Genomic DNA, 19183 nt, shown 5'->3' with positions numbered 1-19183 from the left:
AAGCATTCCCCGAAGGAAATACTCCGCTCGACTTGCATGTATTAGGCACGCCGCCAGCGTTCGTCCTGAGCCAGGATCAAACTCTCCATAATAGTGGACTTAGCAGAGAGACTTTGATCTACGATCAAAGTTCCCTATATTATGTCCGTATATCTGAAAGCTTAATTGCTCATTTGCGTTGCTAGCGAGATTTTACAATCTCTTTTTTGAACGATTGCTCGTTCGTGCTTACTCACTCGTTGTTCAGTTTTCAAAGATCAATTTCTTTCGTTCGCTGCCGTGTTACCGAAGCAGCGAGAAATAATATACCATATTGGATTTTTAATTGCAAGCTTTTTTTCATCCATTTATGAAGATACTCAACATACTTAGAATCTACGAATCACTTGCACGCCCTGTTTGGACAGGAATCATAATATAGCACATAGAGCATCGTTACGCAACTTATAATTCGATGATAAAAAAAGAACCTCCCAAAGTGACATTCATTCTGCCAACTCGAGAAGCTCTTCGATGACCTTGCTGTAACTAAACATTTGATCTAATTAAGATTCCACATTTGTCCTTGATAAGCCATCTCCCAGAACAAAGTCTCATAACGCGTTGTATTCAAAAATATGATTTCTAATCTGGCTAATTCAGCTGCAGGCTTCCCTTCCGCCAGTCGATTCATCAAACCGATGCACCACTGAGCCAACGCTCCAAATTCATCAGAGCTATACATCAGTACCCATTCTCCATAATCAACGTGATCTTGGGCTCCAGGAATCTCCTTCAACAGAAGGCCAATTTCCCAGTAACTCCACATACAAGGCAGCAACGCTGCAGTAAGATCTGCTAATCCGCCATTCTGCGCTACGTGAAGCATATAATGAGAGTACGCTAATGTGATAGGTGAAGGCTCAGCTTGCTCTAACTCTTCTTTTGAAATTCCAAATTGAGCGGCATAAGAACGATGAAGAGACATTTCTTCGTGCAAAATGGAGTGAAGGTGAGCTGCAAACTCAGTCATTGTCTGGAGATCATTTGCTTTTACTGTTCCCAAAGCGAACAATTTTGCATAATCAATCAGATATAAATAGTCCTGAATCATATAGAAACGAAACTTATTTCGATCGAGTGTGCCTTCTCCGATTTCCTTTACGAATGGATGCAATAGAGTCTGACTCCAGGCATCCTGATATTTGGTAACCAAATGTTGTGTGAATGTCATCGTTGAATCCCCTTATTTAATCTGTTCCAACATTCTAAAAATAACAACAGCAGCTTGCGCTCGAGTAGCTACTTTCATGGGGGAGAATTCCAATGCAGTAGCTCCTTTCATCAAACCAAAACTATTCGCAATCCTTACGGATTGCCTTGCGTATTCACTGATGGTGCCTTCGTCATCGTACTTTTGCTCTTGCGTGATTTGTATATCCGCCAAGCTTTTGCCTGTTGCATAAAGATAAGCATTTACGATCATTACGGCCATCTGCTCTCTAGTTATGGTTAAATCAGGAGCAAATTGATCATCTGAAATCCCGTCTATTAAATGAGCTTGATGCGCAGCTAAAATAACATCCTTGTACCAAGCTTTTGAAGAAACATCGCTAAAAGGATTCAAAGTCTCCGTGCTGCTGTTTGGAAGTCTTAATGCTTTTGACAATAAGGTTACAAATTGTGCTCTAGTAATATTAGCTTCCGGTTCAAAACTACTATCCGTTATTCCATTAACAATTTGTTTCGAAGCCATTGTTTCAATTTCATTTTGTGCCCAATGCTTGTTGATGTCGCTAAAAGATTTGCTATATTCCAGCACAGCATACTTGGAAAAATGAGAAAGCTGCACCTTAATCGTCTGATCGTTATTTAATGTTCCTCCAACGTACTCCCAACTACGCGTCGCTTCATTGAAGTAAAAAACCCCTACTTTTTTAGCATCATGAATACTGTTCTTCGCATCGAGATTAAACTTCATTTCAATAGGTGCGTTGAAGCTGCTAATCTTCGTCCCATCTATTTCAATTGCAAAATCATAGACCGAAGATGCAAGCCCCATATCAATGGGATAATTTTCCTTTTTTATCAATTCTGCTTTAAACTGCAGCTTGCTAAAAGTATTTTGCTGTAAGACTCCCTTGGGATTAAACGTAGCCTGGAAACCATTCGACTTAATAACAATAGGAAGGTTGGCTTCAACGGCCTTTTGCGCCACTTCTCCTGGCAGTTCAACAGAGAGCTTGTCAAATCCTTTTTCTGAAGTAGCGTCAAGATCTAAGCTTTCTTTTGATGAACGCAACCGCTCCAAAAGCTTATTCTTATCTTCCTTCAACTCCAAAATTTTCTTACCATCAACTACTGTTTCTACTTTATCCGTAGTTGGTGATGGCATAAAACCCCCACCCCCTCCGCCAACCGGTGCAGGCTTAATGTTATACACATACTCTGAGAAGTCGCTGTCTACGTAGTTTTTTTCCGAATATACGGAAAGAAAGGAATTAGGACCTTTAATTTCAATTGCTGCGCCCGGTAAGACTTTGCCTGATCTTACTTTATTACCCTCAACTAAAAGAGCGAATATGTCAGCACCGCTTTGTGTCGTAGAAAGAGAAATTTTCTGAGTACCCGTATAAGTGCCACTTGCTAAACTGGCTGTAGGAGCAACAGGTTTGCGAACGGAGTGCACATAATTGGAACGTCTTTGATAATTATTTGCATCCAACATCTCTGCAAAATAGTAATAATGATAGACATCTTTAGGGCTAGCCTCATTTAATGCGATCGATATATTTGCAAAACCATTATTTAAATTATCTACTGTGCTGCCTTCTGCAGAAAAATCAAATTCTCTAGATGGTATATTTTCTTTAAAAAGTCGAGAATTAATGGAGATTGGATAGGGATAAGTTAGCAAATGTCCTGATAAATCTTCCACTGTCACTTTGAGTGTTATTTTACGATCCTGTGAAATTGTATCTTGTATGAGCGATAGTTTTGGACGTGGGATCTCGAATGCCAGCCTACCATTAATAAGGCCTCTGCCATAATCCATTTCAAATGTGACAGCCTCATCTTCATAGGCGTTAAAATTCTCATAATTATACTGATGATTCGTATCCAAGAGATTCCCCTTGGTCATTGTAGAAATAATAGATTTCAAATCATCACTCGTTAAATTTGGATTGTAAGCTTTGAGAAGAGCGGCATACCCAACAACAAATGGAGTTGCTTGCGATGTTCCTGACATATAACCATATCCACCATTTAAATAGGTACTATATATATTTACTCCAGGAGCCACTACATCAATTTTTCCTACATTTGAGAAATCAGCAATGGTTAAACGGCTATCTACCAATTGTTCAATAGCTCCAACACTTACAACGTCTTGAAAAGCAGCTGGATAAGAAGACAAAAAGGCATAACGATGCGTATCTTTTTGCGGGTCGTCTAATTGACCTACCTCATTGTTAATCCAATGGTTACTATCGTTGCCTGCGGCCGCAACTATTAAAATGTTATTGGCGAAAGCGGATCTTAGTAATTCTTGCATAGCTCTACTCGGAATGCTGCTGCCCAGACTTAAGTTAATAATGTCCGCATGATGGTCAATGGCGTATTGAATACCTTGAATAATCGTGGCTGTATTCCCTCCACCTTTGCTGTCTAAAACTTTAATCGGCATAATCTTTGCCCCAGGTGCCACGCCAGAATATCCGGACGTATCGTGCGCCTTCGCCGCGATAATACCAGCTACATTTGTACCGTGACCATTATCATCTTGGGCGTTAGATTGGTTATGGATGAAATCATACCCTTGTACAATAGAATGAATAAGATCAGGATGAGTCAAATCAACCCCGGTATCGATAACTGCCACGGTAACGGCTGCATGCTGAGTCACCGTCGTCTTTTCAGCGGCATAGGTTAACTCAGTAACCGTTTTGCCCCAGTTCTTCATATAGGTTAAATCATTAGATGTATACACAGAGGCTGTTACTGAATTACTCGGAGGATCCGTTATCTTGACTTTAAATACAGGTTCTACATATTCAATATCAGGATCACTCTGCAACGCACTCATCTTTTGAGCAACACTCACGTCCTCAGAAAAATGGACATTATAGAAACGTTGAGACCCTACCGATGAAATCGATTCTCCCATTAAGGATCTTCCACGTGTAGTAGATTTATATTTGACGATAACTTGTCCAGGAACAATTAATGATTCATCCACATTGGCATGAATGGGATCTATGGAAGGCTGCATCACCTCCGCATTTACTTGGTTAATTCCACTATTAATAAAGATGCTAACTGCTAAAACACCAAGCATGAGGTACTTTGCTCTGAACCTGATTTTGAGAATATTCACTTTTTGCCTCCTCGTAATTATTAGAAATTAACTCCAATTATAAGAGGCAATAATTACTATGTATACTAAAGTTTGCATTAAGATTTTGTTTGAAATGCTAGAATTGGAAAAAGATACGCAGACAAACCGATTGAGTAGGGAAAAGCTCAAACTGGAAGCTTGAGCTTAAGTTTTTTCTATTCAAGATCCTTCTGAATGTTTGTTGTCTATCTCAGCACTTTTATATCATTCTTCAAATTGTCCAGAGGCTTTACGCAGCTGAATGGCTAACCAATTGTAGTATCGCTGCTGTTCAATCAACACGGCTATCGTCTCTTTGGATGCAGTTTTTTTATTAACTTCGGCCTTGTCCCAATCTGGTTTGATCCATGTTTGAATGATGGTATTTGCTACTCCACGATCGAGTTCTGCTCGCTGTTGAATCGCCACTCCTACTCTCCACCCTCCTGCATCGCCATTTGATTCGTTGAGGTCGATGCTAATTCCATTGACAGTAGTGTCATTTTGATATTGATAAAGACTAATAGGGTTGAACTTTTTCCCTCTGCTCCATGCGTAGGTCTGCATAAGTTTCTTTGCAACGCCACGTTCAAACATTTCTTTCACGATCGAATAAGAACCGTAGACGCCCAGTTCATAGCCGATAATCTCTGCATCGAAAGCGCGCATATAAGCTTCGATCGCGTTCAAATCAACAGAAGACGCATCGTAGTCCACGGCTGCATAAATGCTTGACCCCACGGGTTGTCCAACCACTTTGGCAAGTTGTAGGGCCAATTTCCCATCTTTCGTGCCAGCGGCAGCTCCTTCACGCGCTCGACTCGCCCCTTTTTCAAAGAACGAAACAATGTGCAATCCAGAGTTAGAAATAAATTGAGCTTCGGCTGGCGAAAGACGTTTCCATGAGCCCTCTTCAGCTAAATATCGACCAACGAATGTGAAACCTTGACTGGCAAAAAGAGCTGCTGTTTTCGTAGAAAGTGGCGTAGCGCAATCAAACCCTTTGTTTATTTCTTTTCCTCCCCTTTCTGCCTAAGTTGTAAGAGTCGTTCCTTCATAGCGGGAGGCCACGGAACTCCCAGCACTCCTGAATTTTCAATTAAAGACAAGCCTTCTCGACCGACGTAAAAGCAAATCGCGAGTGTTCGGAAAACAGGGGCTTGACCTCCTACGATTTGACTAGCAATAAGATCGAGCTTTACAGCTAAGCAGACAACCAGCATCACAACCCCTTTGCGAATCCCGCCCCAAAACATGACATCACTATTAAGCCTCTTATTCTTTATCGCCCCAAGTACGCCTGTAATGTAGTCCGCGACCATCATATAGGCAAGAAACTGGAAGGCTACGTCCCAGCCGCCTATCGCCGCAGCAATAAATGTTCCAACCACAGCAAAAACACCTCCATAGGTGACCTCTTTTCCCGTTGCCCCGGCTGCAGCTGTAAATAGATGGGCTGCTACGAGTCTTACGTCCATGAATACCTCCTTTTGTCTCTTATGGCATGTGAATAGCCCCGCTGTAATGAGCGGGGCTTGTCTATATTTTCACTCTTCCGCTTACAACAGATTGCCGTTCTCGTCCAAACCAAGTGCGAGTTAGTTAATGCGGACAACATTCTTTGTTGCTTGTCGGAACGTTTATGAATAGTTGTTATGAAATGATCAATGCTATTGTAGCAGTCACCATTAGCAAAACATTCCCCTCCTACTCCTTTTTAATATGAAGCATTTTTGTTCCTATTGGTCTTTCTTTCATGAGAGGAACATCCAAGCTGAGGAAGAAATGAAGCACTTCGTCCACGACTTCGTATTTCAAATCATGCGCTCGAACGAATTGACCATTAATCTCAACATACTCCAAAGACTCATAAAAACGCTCAGCCATAGACCGACAGTCCGCTTTCTTCGTCAAACTATGGGGCTCGGGGAAGAAATGTACGTTATACAATAATGATCGTATATATCTTTCCTTTAGGCCTTCGTCTGCCCGCTGCTCACTTGTAAAACATACAAAGCAGCCTCTTGTAAGTTTGGCGGAATCTTCTCCACGTATTTGGGCAGGTTTGCTCCCAATTCGTTTAGCCTTCCTAGTATCCCACTCAGAACATCCGTTTCAATTCCAATCATCGCTATCATCTCACCTGCCTCTGCAAAAATGTTTCCACTTTCTTTGTACCCAGTTTAAAGCCATCTGGCAGGGCAAACGAGAACGTTCATTTTCGGTTTCCGTTTGAATTACCAAGCTATCCTCCTCTTATATCGAACAAGTGTTCTCATAACTAAGTGGCATCCGTACGACAAACAAAAAAGAGAACCTATTCCACTAAAAGGAATAAGTTCATTTGCAAGTCCTTTGATATTTTATTCTGAGCTCTTTCTACAAATGTTTGAACGCTGCTTTTACGAATATTCAACATGGCAGCAATATCACTCATCGAATGACAATGGCCATGTGCCATCACATAACATTCCCGCTCCCGCTCACTAAGCCGAGATAAAGCCATCTCAAGCTGATTCCTTTGCCCATCTGTTAAATTGGAAGGGCTCCCCGCATGGTTTTGTTGTGCATAAGCCTGCATTCTGATTGGGTCCATCAATTTTTCCCTCTGATAGGCGGATCTACGTTCGATGCCTCTTTTATTGCCTGGACGCCTACCCGTATGCATCCACTCTATGGCGAAATCGACATCCGAAATCATTTGCGTAATCATCTGGATGGTTCTTACATCTTCTGAACGCTCCTTTGCTTTCTTTAGTGAGTGGTAGGTTCCTCTATAGGATTGTTCCAACTCGCTAATGCTAATTAACCATGGATTTGATTGAACCATTTTGAATCACTCAGCCCCTTATCTGATATTGGAAATCTCTCATCAATAGCCTCCTTGAATGCTAGACTATCACTCTATAGAGATATTAACAATCCAATGTAAGTCTCAAATAAGTGATATTTTCCATCTATTTCTTCCTTTATCTGTATACTTCTTGACATATCTAACTCTTATGAGATATTGTTACTATATTAAGTTATAACTTATAAGAGATATATGAGAGGTAGATACGATGAGCATATCAGAGAAAATTGAAGAGGCTATGAAGGTTCATCTCATTAGCAGATACAGACTTTCTAAAGATACCGGGATCCCCTACACGACCCTAACTCAGATTTTGAATCGTCGTACCAAAGACCCCCAAGTAGGTGCTTTACAGACGATAGCTGACTATTTTAACAAGCCTCTAGACTACTTCACGGGAGAAGACGGTCAATCAGAGCCCATAACTCCGGAGTGGGCTACATCCAAAGACAATAGGGATTTCAAGAAAATGCTGCAAGAGGATGTTCCCGTTATGTTCGACGGTGTACCGATCGAAGGTGAAGCTCGCCAACGCGTAATGGATGTGCTGACTGGCCTTTTCTGGGAAGCCAAAGAAATGAATAAAAAGACTTACGGCAGGAAGAAGCCCGACAAAACTAACACCTCAGAAGATAATAAAGAGTAGGTGGATGCCGCTTGCATGAAAAAACAAAGAAGCTCATTCGAAAATTTAAGACCAATGATCCCTTCCTTATTGCCGAAGGCTTAAACATCAATATTCGATATGCTAAATTCGAAGATGGTACACGCGGTCTGTATTATAAAGTTTTACGGCAAAAATTTATCGTTCTTCATGAGGATTTAAGCGAGGCATGGAAAAGATTTATATGTGCGCATGAAATTGGCCATGATCGGCTTCACCCTGGTTTAAGTCGGTTCTGGTTAGATGAGCATTCTATCTCTAATCCAGGTAAATATGAGAGAGAAGCCAATCAGTTTGCAGCTAATCTGCTTATTCCGGATGCTTTGTTATTAAACGGCATGACGATTTATGAGGCTGCTGCTGTATGCGGTGTTCCTGAAGAAGTCGCTCATCTAAAGCAAAGGCCTCAACCTAAACGAAACATATGGAAGAATGAGGATTCTCATTTTTCACTTTAACCAATGGACCTGGCACATTTGAATGGACATCTGGCAAGCAGAACCATTCACCCTAGCATAACAAAGCACAAAGTTAATTTTGCCGCCAAGCGAAAACCGCGAGGCGGTTAAAATCTCCCCTCTTGCACCACTGGAATTAGAAGTCAAAACCTTTTTTTGGCTCCTAGGATTTCTCATTGGCATTAAAAAAAGCACCATCCAGTGATGATGCCACAATTAATTACACCTCAAAGATAAAAGACAGTAATTAACCTCAACCTCAGGCTCAATACGCACTTTTTCAACTTCCTCAACAAAATCCTTATTAAACTTGAATAATTGTAAGATTAAATCTCCATCTTTACGATCTTCCAATGTAAAAAAAGGATAAGAGACTTTTATCAAGAATAGTTGATCAAATTCATCCTTGAAAAACTTCCAACCATAAAGCACCGAATCATCAGTGACTTTATCTCCATTTGTTTCAATTTGTCCCATGCCATTAAATTTATGTGTACTTTCATCTTTAGAACTAATCTCCCAACTATTCGGAGCGTATCCTACAGATGTAAGCCATAATTTTATAGTCCAATTAAATGTATTTTTATACTTTTCGTCTGTTACTTTTACATCATAAGATGACTCATTGGATATTTCCGGCATATTTGCAAAATTGGAATCCGAAATTTCGTAGCTGCTTAAAGAATTCAAATATTCATTATCAATCATTTTACCCATTAATTTGGAAACAGCTGATACATCATACAAATAGTTTATATTCAAAATCTCTTTTGGCTTAAAAGCCAAGCCATTTACTTCATACTCAACCACTGCCTCTGTATGCTTCGTTTCAAAATTATTAAATATACTAATAAAATGTACATCATTATTATATCTAACGGGGAGAATATGCCCTTTAAATTCACTCATCTCTACATAAACTTCATTTTTCTTTTTGAACACAGTTCCATAGTATTGTCTAATTGAACCTTCGCACTGTATGACATACAGTTCATCAATGCCATCATGATCTATGTCTATTAGGAATGAAGAGTCAATAGAATTTATTATTGCCTTAATTTCGGCAGGGTCATTTTGTAAGGAAATCTTACCTTGCTTTATGTATTCAGCCAGATCTATTTCAAAATCCTGCTGTGTATATAATAAATTTTCTTCGCGGTTCTTTATAAGCCTATAAAGGTAGCTCTCCCAATCTTCTTGCCTATTAGTAAGCGAAATTTCAGTTGGGTCTTTTGTTGGTGTTACTGTTGCTGCCTCTGTGAATGTATGAATTGATTCTTTTCTACTGCAAGATACAATAAGTAAAATTATAACTGTAATAGCTGCGACTTTTTGAATAACCTTCGCTTTTCTCATATATCCGCATCTCCCTATACTTTGTTTCACACACGAATATAAGTATAGACTCATTTAAAACCACAATGTTCAAATGTAAACATCACACAACAACAAAAAGAGACCCAGCTCAACGGGTCTCTTTCTTCATACCAACCATTAATTAGCCGGCGTCGCTTTTTCGTATTCTTTCGCTTTTTTCACTAGCTCATCATAAGCTTTATCCGGAGTCGTTTTTGCGAACATCAAAGTCTCCATGATGGTTGTGTAATCTTTCTGGAAGTTCCCCCAGCCTTGTGCGCCTGGATTAAACGGATTTGCATCCGGAGCCGTTTTACTGATCAGCTCGATTTGTGTTTTATCGGTAGCTGTCAGCTTGCTGTCCAGCGACGTCCGCACTTTCTGAGCAACAGGGATTCCCCGTGTTGTACCGAGCACGTCACCCACTTCAGGGTCATTGATAAACCAATCGATAAATTTCTTCGACTCTTCTGTATTTTTGGAGTTGGCGCTAACAGACCAGAACATGGATGGCTTCAGATAACCGCTGGCTTGTGTGGCTCTTGGAGCCTTGACCAAACCGAATGTATTTTGTTTCGCTGTATCATAGCCTGGGAACTCTGCAGCATAAGCGCGGCGAACTAAAATCGTATCGTTCAGCAGCAGATCGAGCTTAGGATCTGTTACTTTATCCGTAACCTGCTTTTCAGCCGGCGGCATAACACCTTGTTTCATGAGTTCTTGATGCTTGTTAACCCATTCGGTCCAAACCGTTTTATCAATATTGAATTTACCATCAATGGTTACCGCGTTGCCTTTGCCTTTACCTAACTGATAAAGATCGTAGTAAACGTAATCCGTTAAGGAATTGAGGAGCGGGAATTTGCCATCACTCAATTTAGCTTTGGCATCTTGCCCCATTTTGAAATAGTCGTCCCACGTCCAATCACTCTTAGGCGCGCTAACACCAAGCTTCTCCAGTGCCGCTTTATTGTAAATAATACCTAACGCATTGTTTCCGAGTGGAATGGCATATTGTTTACTTTTATATTTGCCCGTATCTAATAACGATTTATCGAGATCCGCAGTATTCACACCAGCACTGAGATCAGCTAGTTGATTGCGTCCCGCATACTCTGCTAAGTAAGCAGCATCCATTTGAATAATATCAGGAGCATTCCCGGCCGCTGCTTGTGTAGCTAACTTTTGGAAATACCCATCAAAACCGGAAAACTCAGGTTCAAACGTTACATTCGGATGTTTCTTGGTATAAAGATCAAGCGCTTTCATAGTTGCGTCGTGACGAGCCTGTGCCCCCCACCAAACGATTCTCAGTTTCACCGGTTTTGCCGAATCCACCGTCTTGGCCGTTGCCGCGGCAGTGGCTGTGGACGCCGGTGTTTTATCCTCTTTAACCCCACATGCCGTTAATGAAGCAAGCAATGCGAGTGATAGAATGGCCGCTGACCCCTTTTGTACAGCTTTCATTGTTATTCCTCCCTTTGTATGTCGAGCTCGTAGTTTGTGTTCTTATCTCTTATTATACGGAAGGATTTTGTTTGATAAATGTAATCTAGAACGATTCATCTTCAAATTTCATCACACTTATTTCAATAATTCGCTTGGATTGCGACCCATTACCTTCTTAAAAACTGTACTAAAATAGTTTACATTATTAAATCCAACCTTTTCAGCCACTTCATAAATCATGCAATGACCCTGTAATAGCAAAGATTCCGCTTTTTCCATGCGTACCTTAAGCAGATAGTTGGCGAATGTTTCACCGGTGGATTTCTTAAATATCTGATTCAAATAATTTTTGGATAAGTAAATTTTATCAGCTAGCTCTTCAAGTGTAATCTCTTCGCCGTAATGATCGTGCACATATTGCACCATAAAATCGACAGCTTCCTTATGTTTATGGTTTTCCTTCCACTGTCGACTGCCGCACAGCTCCCTGATTTTTAACGTTAACCAATTTTCAAAAGCATAAGCATCGGTTAATGATTTAATCTCCTGCTGCATCTCAAGAACAGGATAACTGTCATCGACCGCAATATCGACTTCTTGCATTGCATACTTAACAATCGTCCATAGCTCCGTTGCCGTTAGGTGCAGAAGCGTTACACTTCCCAACTGAGTCAAATGCTCAGCGAATTCACCAACCAAACGACAAGCTTCTTCCGCTTGGTTATACCGAATGGCTTCCGAAATACGTTGGAAATACAAAACAGAACGCACTCTTGTCTCTTTGCTCGTAGGACTATCTTCTGGCGTGAAGGCATGCACCCGTTTATCCGCCTGATCGTACCCGTATACTTCCGATCGATTAAGAATGCGATGGCGATTGGCATTTATGGCATAAAAAGCTTCTTCTGTAGAATCCGCGATCTGCTTCCAAGCTTGTTTGACCGTGCCGATACCGAACACAATTTTCACCTTGAGATATTGAAACACATTACCGGACACTTGTTCGGCTAAACGCAAGGCCAGTCCCATTAAATCAGCCGCTTCCTCACTTGACCACAAGAGGACGACAGCTTGATGATTATGCAGCATGAGAATCTGGACGCCTGCCTGTTCGCCGGAAGCCGTTTCTTCCAAAATATTATGAACGGCAAATCGAAACAAACTCCATTCTGCCATGGAGGCACGTTCCAAACGGCCGGACGGATGTATCGCCATCCCCAAAACTAAATAACGATTGCCATTAGCCAACCATTCTTTTTGGCCTATCAGGCTTTCTTCCTGCCCATATTCCCAAGTACCCGTGATGATCGCTTTAAGCGTTTCTTTTTCCACAAATGGCTCGTATTCTTGGATCTTTCGCAATAAATTCGCTTGTTCATGCTGTTTATGGTGGGTTTCATTTAACTCAGCAATCATTCTTCCCAGAACGTGGTGAAGCTCCTCCAAGGTAACAGGCTTCATTAAATATTCTTTAACGCCTAATCGAATCGCCTGACGAGCATACTCAAAGTCAGAATAACCACTCAGAATAATAAATTCTCCTTCGAAGCCCTCGTTTCTTAGTGTCTCAATCATCTCCAAGCCATTCATTTGAGGCATATAAATATCCGCGATGACAATATCAGGTTTCACAGCACGGATAAGCTCCAAGCCATCCACACCGTTGTACTGTTCCCCGACAAGCGAGAGCTGGAACTGTTCCCAGGGGATGGCGTTGCATAAACTTTGTACAATTTTACGATCATCATCAATAATAGCAATCGTCCACACGGAGGCCACCTACTTTCCTAATTCGTCGAACTAATCACGGGTATGTGCACAATAGCATGGGTTCCTCCCGATGCTCCGGATTCAAGCTGAACCGTATATTCAGAACCAAACAAAGACTTCAGCCGCTCCCTGACATTGCGCAGCCCATACCCCCCTCGCGTACGAGGCCGAGCATCTTCCCAACCATTTCGCAGACCTGCTCCATTATCCGAAATGCGAATCCATACATCGCCCACTTCCTGCTTTACCACAATTTGAATATGTCCCGAGGTTTGCCCATTAAACCCATGTACGACGGCATTTTCAACGAGGGGCTGTAGGGTCATTTTCGGAATATACAGATCGCTGCACGTTGGATCCACTTCAATGGTATACTGCAATTGATTATCCCAACGAATGTTTTGTATACCTAAATAGCATTCAATATGTGCGATTTCTTCATGAATGTGAATAAGCGTTGCCCCATTCGAAAGGCCAATACGCAGCATTTTTCCCAACAGAGCCAATGCACGGCTTATTTCATTCTGGCGGGCTTCAATCGCCATCCAATTGATCTGATCTAACGTATTATATAAAAAATGGGGATTAATCATCGCTTGCAAAGCTCGTACTTCGGTTTCCCGCTGCAGCTTGTGCTGATCTTCCAGTTCATGAACTAATTGAAGGATGCGTTCAGTCAAACGATTATACCCTCGAAATACATGTCCAAATTCATTGGAGTAATCGTTGGGTACCTTGATTGTCTCTCGCTCCAGATCGAATTTGCTCATCAATTGCGTCATTTTCCTTAACGGCTTCGTAAATTGCCGTGAAATAAGCAGCGTTACGCCCATGGCAATGATCATAACCACTAACCCAATCCATACTAAGACGCGAACAATATCCCCTGTGCCTTGCTTCATCTCTGACCATGGCGTCAATTCCAGCAGCACCCAGCCGGTTGTAAAGGAACGCTCCCATACGACAAAGACGCTAACATCTTTATCCGTATTCATTTTCAGCTTGCCATTCGATAGTTCGGGATTACGGGCCAACAGATTTTGCGTCAAACTAACAACACCTTGATCAAAGTTCGAAGTTGCCATGAGGAAACGTCCTCCACTGTCCAACAAATTCCTGTTCGCAGGATTAGACGGTTCGGACATGAGTCCACGAATCGCCTCGGCATCTACATTGAGGGTAAGAACGCCAATAAATTGTCCGGAGTTTAAATATATTTTACGATTAATACTGACGACTTGTTTTTTCTGTTCGTATCTGATTAATGTATGTTCCGGCGTCCACGCGGATTCTGCATGTTCAATGGTAGTGAGCATCAGTTGGGTATCCGGATCTGTCTCCTGCAGACTCTTGAATTGTATAGGGCTTGTGGCTCCTGTATATGCTGGCCTGTCACTGTAAATATAGATGGAATGGATTTCAGAGGTACTGTAGACCTGATCAGACAACCAATCCAAAAGCAGGCGGATTTTAATAGGATCTGTGTTTCGCCCGGTAATCACATCTTGCAAATCTGAATTACGCGATATATTTAACGATTGCTGATCCATCGATCTCGCCAACAGATCCAGCTGCTTATTCGTCTCGTGAAGAAGCCTTTGCTGATAGTACGCGGCGTTATCTTCATTCTGACGGGTCATATATCGCACACTTAACCACGTGGAAGAAACAATAAGCAAAAGAATAATACCGGCGAAAGCAGTGAAGTACAAATAATCGATCCGATACTTTTTGAATGGATTGCGCGTCAAGAATATCCCTTCTCTCTACCGAATAGAAGAACAAGCCGCGAATAGGCTTCGCAGCTTTTATGTGGAAATATCCATATATCTTATCCCTTGACCGCACCAGAAGCAATACCTTCAACAAAATGCCGTTGCGCCGAAAAAAACAAGATGATAGCCGGTACAATGGACAATAGCGACATCGCCATCAGTTGGCCCCAAGAACCTTCAGATTGTGTATCTACAAATAGTTTGATAGCGAGCCCTACCGTATATTTCCCAGGCGAATTGATATAAATCAAATGTCCGAGAAAGTCGTCCCAGTTCCAAAGGAAACAATATAACGCTACGGTGACCAGTGCCGGACGAATTAATGGCAGCATAATGCGCCAGTAAATACCGAACCAACTGCAGCCATCAATTTTGGCTGCTTCATCCAAATCCCTTGGCAATCCACGTATGAATTGGACAAGCAGGAAGACGAAGAAAGAACCGCCAATTCCCCCAGCCAGTGCATGAGGAACAAAAAAGGGTAAATACGTGTTGACCCAGCCCAATTGATTAAACAAGCTGTACTGCGGAATGAGTGTAACTTGCGTAGGCAGCATCATGGTCACTAATAAGATCCCAAACCACATTTTCCGAAGCGGAAAATCGAGCCGAGCAAAGGCAAAAGCCGTCAAACTCGTAGATACGAAAGTTGTAAAAATCACCCCAAGAATTAATCCGAACGTATTCATGTAATATCTTGTGAACGTATATTTAGGCAAGGCCGACCAACCATCTGAGAAATTATTCCACATGAAAGTGGAGGGAAACAAACCGGGAGCACTCATTTCTGATTCAGGCTTCAGGGAAGCCCCCAACCACCACAGGACGGGATAAATCATCAATAGGCTAAAAACAAGAAGAATGATATGGCGATTCATTGAAGTTAGCTTCCTTGTCATTTGCTTTTACCCCCAGATTCGGTCTCATAAAAGACCCAAAATTTGGAACTGGCGAACAGTAGACCTGTCGCGACCGCTATGATGATCAATAAGATCCAAGCAAGTGCTGACGCATACCCCATTTGCATACGGTCAAAAGCGCGTTCATACAAATACATCGCATAGACGTGTGTGGAGTGAACAGGTCCCCCCCTCGTAATAACGAAGGCTTGGGTAAAGGTTTGGAAGGAACCGATCGTTTGCAGGACGAGATTGAATAAGATAATCGGTGAGAGCATCGGGAATGTAATCGAGAAAAATTGGCGAACTTTCGATGCGCCGTCAACCTCTGCCGCCTCATATAATTCATTGGGAATTTGTTTGAGACCAGCCAAGAAAATCACCATGGAGGAGCCGAACTGCCAAACAACAAGAATGACCAATGTGCCAAGCGCTGTTGAAGGATCGCTGATCCATGCTTTGCCTTGAATGCCTACGACCTTCAAAGCTTGATTAATAATGCCATCATCGCCAAAAATATTGCGCCAAAGTACGGCAACTGCCACGCTTGTGCCAATTAAGGAAGGTAGGTAGATCATCGTGCGATAGGCCTTCATCCCCTTAATATCCTTCTTAAGCAGGATCGCAACAAGGAGAGCAAAAGCCAATTTCAACGGAACCGAAATGACAACAAACCACAAGGTCACCTTTAACGACTGAAGGAACGTATCATCTTCGCTAAGAATCGTCCGAAAATTATCCAATCCCAGCCAATGAGGCTTATCAAGGATCGAATAGTCAGTGAACGCGTAGTATAAGGATTGCAGCATAGGCCATAAAGTTAAACAAATAATGCCGATAAGCCAAGGAGTAAGAAATAAATAACCAGTAAACGGTGTTTCCCATCTTCTTGCTTTCTTGGATTTCTTAACAGCTTGTAGATCAATTCTAGGAGCTGAAATCTCATTCTTCATATGCTATCACCTCTGCAGTTGGTTCTTTATATACCTAGTATAAAAAAGCCAAGGAGGGATGACCATGAAGGATTGAACACTCTTTCTCTGAGATTGAATACTGCGTGATCCAACAAGATGTACATAAATGTCATTATTCCCACATAACCCACAGTATTATATAATAATGGGTGAACATTATTTTAAAGAATGTAAACAGACGGGTGGGTCTATGAGCATGACTACAACAATGAATGCCGCATTAATTAAGACGTATGGCGGAATTTCAGGTATTGAATACGGCACCTCTTCCATACCTGAGATTAAAAGTAACGAAGTCCTCATTAAAGTTCATGCGGCATCCATTAATCCAGCCGATTTATTGTTTCTTAACGGTCATTACGGGATAAAGCGAACGCTGCCTTCAGTTGGCGGGATGGAAGGATGCGGGACGGTCATCGCGACAGGCAGCAGCCTCGTGGCGCGTATGTTAAAGGGCAAGCGTGTTGCCTTCGTATCCGAAGTATTCGGATCCTGGTCACAGTACACCAAGGCAAGCGCTATGACATGTATGGTTTTGCCGGATCAAGTAACGGACGAGCAAGGCGCTGTCTTCTTCGTCAATCCGGCAAGCGCTTTAGCAATGGTCAAAATAGCGAAGCAGCTCAAGTCTAAAGCGATTGTACAAACGGCCGGAGCCAGTGCGCTAGGCAAGATCCTGGTGCAGCTTGGCAAACAGGTTAATCTGCCTATTATCAGCGTCGTTCGCAAGCACGAGCAAAGAGAGTTGCTCGAAGAAATCGGAGCACAGCACATCCTCAACAGCAACTCTGACACTTTCGAAATGGACCTAAAGCGTAAGTCCATTGAGCTTGGTGCTGCCGTTTGCTTCGATGCGGTGGGTGGCGATTTGACCGGTCGTATTCTGTCCTCACTGCCAGATGGCTCCACACTCTTTCAATATGGCCTTTTGAGCGGAAGCACGACGACCATCAATGCCGATGATCTTGTCTTCCGACGTAAGCGCATCGCCGGATTCTGGGCTTCGGATTGGGTGAAAACGCAATCCATCTTTGAACTTCTTGCCCTGCAAGGTTCTATGAAGAAATCCATAGGCACCGATATCCAGACTGAAATCAGCCAATGCTTCCCATTGAGTGAAACTGTCACTGCGATTCATCAATATGCTGCGAATATGACCTTGGGGAAAGTGCTACTTCTCCCTATGGAGGGCTGAAAACACGGAGAAGCATAATCGGATCAAAAGCTGATCCGATTATGCTTCTTTTTGCTTCCGCCTATTCGATAATAAACAATCATTTTTACTTCTATTGAACGTTTGAGGGGGTTTGACTGATTTTACGCTTCAACTCTTCAGTCAGTGTAGACAACGTATTCGCCGCTTCCATGGTTTGACCCATGGATGTGAAATGCTCCTCAGACGCCATGCGAATATTGTCCATTTCTGATCTGGCATTATCGAAAATCTTCTCCGTCTGGCCCAGTGAATCCGTGACCTCTTCTGTATGTGCCGAAATCTCCTCTACTGCCGCAGACACTTCCTGAATCTGCGTGCTTACTTCTTCAATCGAAGTTTGGATAAAGACAAACGTGGTTCCGGCTTGATTGAGTGAAGCAATTCCTTTCTTCATATCCGCTGCCACATGGGCCGAAGATGAAACAGCTTCATCCGCTTCCTGTTGAATCATGCCATTAATCAGCCTAACCTGTTTCGCAGATTCTGCTGACTGTTCGGCCAACTTGCGGACTTCGCTGGCAATAACGGAGAAGCCGCTGCCGTATTCGCCTGCTCTGGCCGCCTCGATGGCTGCGTTCAATGCAAGCAAATGAGTCTGACTGGACAATTCCGTAATCACGGAAACGAATTTCTCCACTTCCTTGGATCGGCTTCCAAGCCGATTGACTTGCTCCAGCATTTTCTCTAGCGCTTCATCCGTTTTGGTAATTTGGGCAATCGCATCTTGAATCGTTTCTCCACCCATAGCTGCCTTGTGGGACGTTTCTCCGGAAGTGCTTGCTACTTCGTCGGAGCTGCTGGCAATTTGCTGAATAGCGGAGGAGATCTCTGACATCGTTCTCACTGTGGTTTTTAGAACTTCCATTTGCTTTTTGGATTCCTCAGCCACATTTCGAGTCGATTCACTTATAAGATCAGCTACAAAGTGTCCGACTTCCGAAGTCGACTTCACCATTTCTACAGCTGAATTAACATCCTTGACGTAATGTTCGGTTTCACCTACAACTTCATTCAGCGCATGCGCCACTTTATTGAAATCATGGATTGCCGCTTTTGTCGTTGCACTGCTGAAATTCAGCTCGCTTGTCGACCTGCCTCCTTCAGCCACACGCTTTATTTCAGCTGCCAAAAGATTCAGCTCACTATCCGTTGTACCTTTGATACGGTTAATAATAAAGTAAGCTCCGAAGAAACAAGCAGCAGCCAAGACCAAAATGCCGATTAAAAATGAAGCCCATCCTCTTCCCGGTATAAAAAATAGGAAAGATAAGACAATAGGCAGCAGCGCTAGAACCGATGAAGAAATCATAAGCTGTTTATCTTTGTAAAAATTCAATATTATACACCAACCCGCTATCTTTTTTTGGTCATTTTTGCAAAAAAGCCTGGGATCCAGGCTTTTTTGCGAATC

General features: G+C 42.3%; 17 protein-coding genes and 1 rRNA gene. 3 read left to right on the top strand and 15 right to left on the bottom strand.

The features are described 5' to 3' along the window. The 8 genes from FU659_RS14915 to FU659_RS14885 form a co-directional block, all read right to left on the bottom strand. Positions 1–92 (bottom strand): 16S ribosomal RNA (locus tag FU659_RS14915); the annotation flags it as partial. 449 nt (positions 93–541) lie between these two features. Continuing rightward, complete coding sequence (gene tenA, locus FU659_RS14910) at positions 542–1213, bottom strand: thiaminase II (protein ID WP_147948318.1); 672 nt, start codon at positions 1211–1213, stop codon at positions 542–544. A 12-nt stretch (positions 1214–1225) separates the two neighbouring features. Then, entirely contained in the window at positions 1226–4357 is a 3132-nt protein-coding gene (locus FU659_RS14905; RefSeq protein WP_147948317.1) for a S8 family peptidase, read from the bottom strand. 225 nt (positions 4358–4582) lie between these two features. Next, positions 4583–5368, bottom strand: a complete 786-nt coding sequence (locus FU659_RS14900; RefSeq protein WP_147948316.1) for a glycoside hydrolase domain-containing protein — start codon at positions 5366–5368, stop codon at positions 4583–4585. Further along, entirely contained in the window at positions 5365–5835 is a 471-nt protein-coding gene (locus FU659_RS14895; protein WP_147948315.1) for a phage holin family protein, read from the bottom strand. The genes FU659_RS14900 and FU659_RS14895 overlap by 4 nt, the downstream gene beginning before the upstream one ends. Before the next feature lie 229 nt (positions 5836–6064). Beyond that, complete coding sequence (locus tag FU659_RS38845; RefSeq protein ID WP_397355780.1) at positions 6065–6412, bottom strand: phage tail terminator family protein; 348 nt, start codon at positions 6410–6412, stop codon at positions 6065–6067. Next, positions 6331–6495, bottom strand: a complete 165-nt coding sequence (locus FU659_RS35485; protein WP_187274162.1) for a hypothetical protein — start codon at positions 6493–6495, stop codon at positions 6331–6333. Before FU659_RS35485 ends, FU659_RS38845 begins: the two co-directional genes overlap by 82 nt. Positions 6496–6674: 179 nt before the next feature. Then, on the bottom strand, positions 6675–7187 hold the full coding sequence (locus tag FU659_RS14885; protein ID WP_147948313.1) for a sigma factor-like helix-turn-helix DNA-binding protein: 513 nt from the start codon (positions 7185–7187) through the stop codon (positions 6675–6677). 232 nt (positions 7188–7419) lie between these two features. On the opposite strand from FU659_RS14885, the gene FU659_RS14880 reads away from it, so the two are divergent. Both FU659_RS14880 and FU659_RS14875 read left to right on the top strand, forming a co-directional pair. Then, positions 7420–7857 (top strand): helix-turn-helix domain-containing protein, encoded by a 438-nt coding sequence (locus FU659_RS14880; RefSeq protein ID WP_147948312.1) that lies wholly within the window; start codon positions 7420–7422, stop codon positions 7855–7857. Positions 7858–7868: 11 nt separating this feature from the next. Next, positions 7869–8333, top strand: coding sequence for an ImmA/IrrE family metallo-endopeptidase (locus FU659_RS14875; RefSeq protein WP_147948311.1), 465 nt, complete (start codon positions 7869–7871; stop codon positions 8331–8333). 216 nt (positions 8334–8549) lie between these two features. On the opposite strand, the gene FU659_RS14870 is transcribed toward FU659_RS14875, so the two are convergent. From FU659_RS14870 to FU659_RS14845, 6 genes are all read right to left on the bottom strand, one after another. Further along, positions 8550–9689, bottom strand: a complete 1140-nt coding sequence (locus tag FU659_RS14870; protein ID WP_147948310.1) for a hypothetical protein — start codon at positions 9687–9689, stop codon at positions 8550–8552. A gap of 138 nt (positions 9690–9827) precedes the next feature. Next, positions 9828–11156, bottom strand: coding sequence for an ABC transporter substrate-binding protein (locus FU659_RS14865; protein WP_147948309.1), 1329 nt, complete (start codon positions 11154–11156; stop codon positions 9828–9830). 117 nt (positions 11157–11273) lie between these two features. Further along, positions 11274–12908 (bottom strand): response regulator transcription factor, encoded by a 1635-nt coding sequence (locus FU659_RS14860; protein WP_187274161.1) that lies wholly within the window; start codon positions 12906–12908, stop codon positions 11274–11276. Between the two features lie 17 nt (positions 12909–12925). Next, a complete protein-coding gene (locus FU659_RS14855; protein WP_147948307.1) occupies positions 12926–14659 on the bottom strand; it encodes a cache domain-containing sensor histidine kinase in 1734 nt (577 codons plus the stop codon). Positions 14660–14739: 80 nt separating this feature from the next. Then, positions 14740–15582, bottom strand: coding sequence for a carbohydrate ABC transporter permease (locus tag FU659_RS14850; protein ID WP_147948306.1), 843 nt, complete (start codon positions 15580–15582; stop codon positions 14740–14742). Next, positions 15579–16535, bottom strand: coding sequence for a carbohydrate ABC transporter permease (locus FU659_RS14845; RefSeq protein ID WP_147948305.1), 957 nt, complete (start codon positions 16533–16535; stop codon positions 15579–15581). Before FU659_RS14845 ends, FU659_RS14850 begins: the two co-directional genes overlap by 4 nt. 217 nt (positions 16536–16752) lie before the next feature. On the opposite strand from FU659_RS14845, the gene FU659_RS14840 reads away from it, so the two are divergent. Next, on the top strand, positions 16753–17751 hold the full coding sequence (locus tag FU659_RS14840) for a zinc-binding dehydrogenase (RefSeq protein WP_187274160.1): 999 nt from the start codon (positions 16753–16755) through the stop codon (positions 17749–17751). Positions 17752–17842: 91 nt separating this feature from the next. Here FU659_RS14840 and FU659_RS14835 read toward each other — a convergent pair whose 3' ends face one another. Further along, positions 17843–19108, bottom strand: a complete 1266-nt coding sequence (locus tag FU659_RS14835) for a methyl-accepting chemotaxis protein (protein ID WP_147948303.1) — start codon at positions 19106–19108, stop codon at positions 17843–17845. Positions 19109–19183: the final 75 nt, after the last annotated feature.

Source organism: Paenibacillus sp. N3.4 (assembly GCF_008017805.1).
In the GTDB taxonomy this organism is placed as follows: Bacteria; Bacillota; Bacilli; order Paenibacillales; family NBRC-103111; genus Paenibacillus_E.
The sequence above is the reverse complement of the archived record's forward strand: the minus strand, read 5'-3'. Positions and strand labels throughout refer to the sequence as shown.

What these genes read in the sequence shown, in the direction of transcription:
- tenA (WP_147948318.1), bottom strand. Translation starts at nt 1,213, where the DNA reads ATGACATTCACACAACATTTGGTTACCAAATATCAGGATGCCTGGAGT.
- FU659_RS14895 (WP_147948315.1), bottom strand. Translation starts at nt 5,835, where the DNA reads ATGGACGTAAGACTCGTAGCAGCCCATCTATTTACAGCTGCAGCCGGG.
- FU659_RS35485 (WP_187274162.1), bottom strand. Translation starts at nt 6,495, where the DNA reads ATGATAGCGATGATTGGAATTGAAACGGATGTTCTGAGTGGGATACTA.
- FU659_RS14885 (WP_147948313.1), bottom strand. Translation starts at nt 7,187, where the DNA reads ATGGTTCAATCAAATCCATGGTTAATTAGCATTAGCGAGTTGGAACAA.
- FU659_RS14880 (WP_147948312.1), top strand. Translation starts at nt 7,420, where the DNA reads ATGAGCATATCAGAGAAAATTGAAGAGGCTATGAAGGTTCATCTCATT.
- FU659_RS14870 (WP_147948310.1), bottom strand. Translation starts at nt 9,689, where the DNA reads ATGAGAAAAGCGAAGGTTATTCAAAAAGTCGCAGCTATTACAGTTATA.
- FU659_RS14865 (WP_147948309.1), bottom strand. Translation starts at nt 11,156, where the DNA reads ATGAAAGCTGTACAAAAGGGGTCAGCGGCCATTCTATCACTCGCATTG.
- FU659_RS14850 (WP_147948306.1), bottom strand. Translation starts at nt 15,582, where the DNA reads ATGACAAGGAAGCTAACTTCAATGAATCGCCATATCATTCTTCTTGTT.
- FU659_RS14845 (WP_147948305.1), bottom strand. Translation starts at nt 16,535, where the DNA reads ATGAAGAATGAGATTTCAGCTCCTAGAATTGATCTACAAGCTGTTAAG.
- FU659_RS14840 (WP_187274160.1), top strand. Translation starts at nt 16,753, where the DNA reads ATGACTACAACAATGAATGCCGCATTAATTAAGACGTATGGCGGAATT.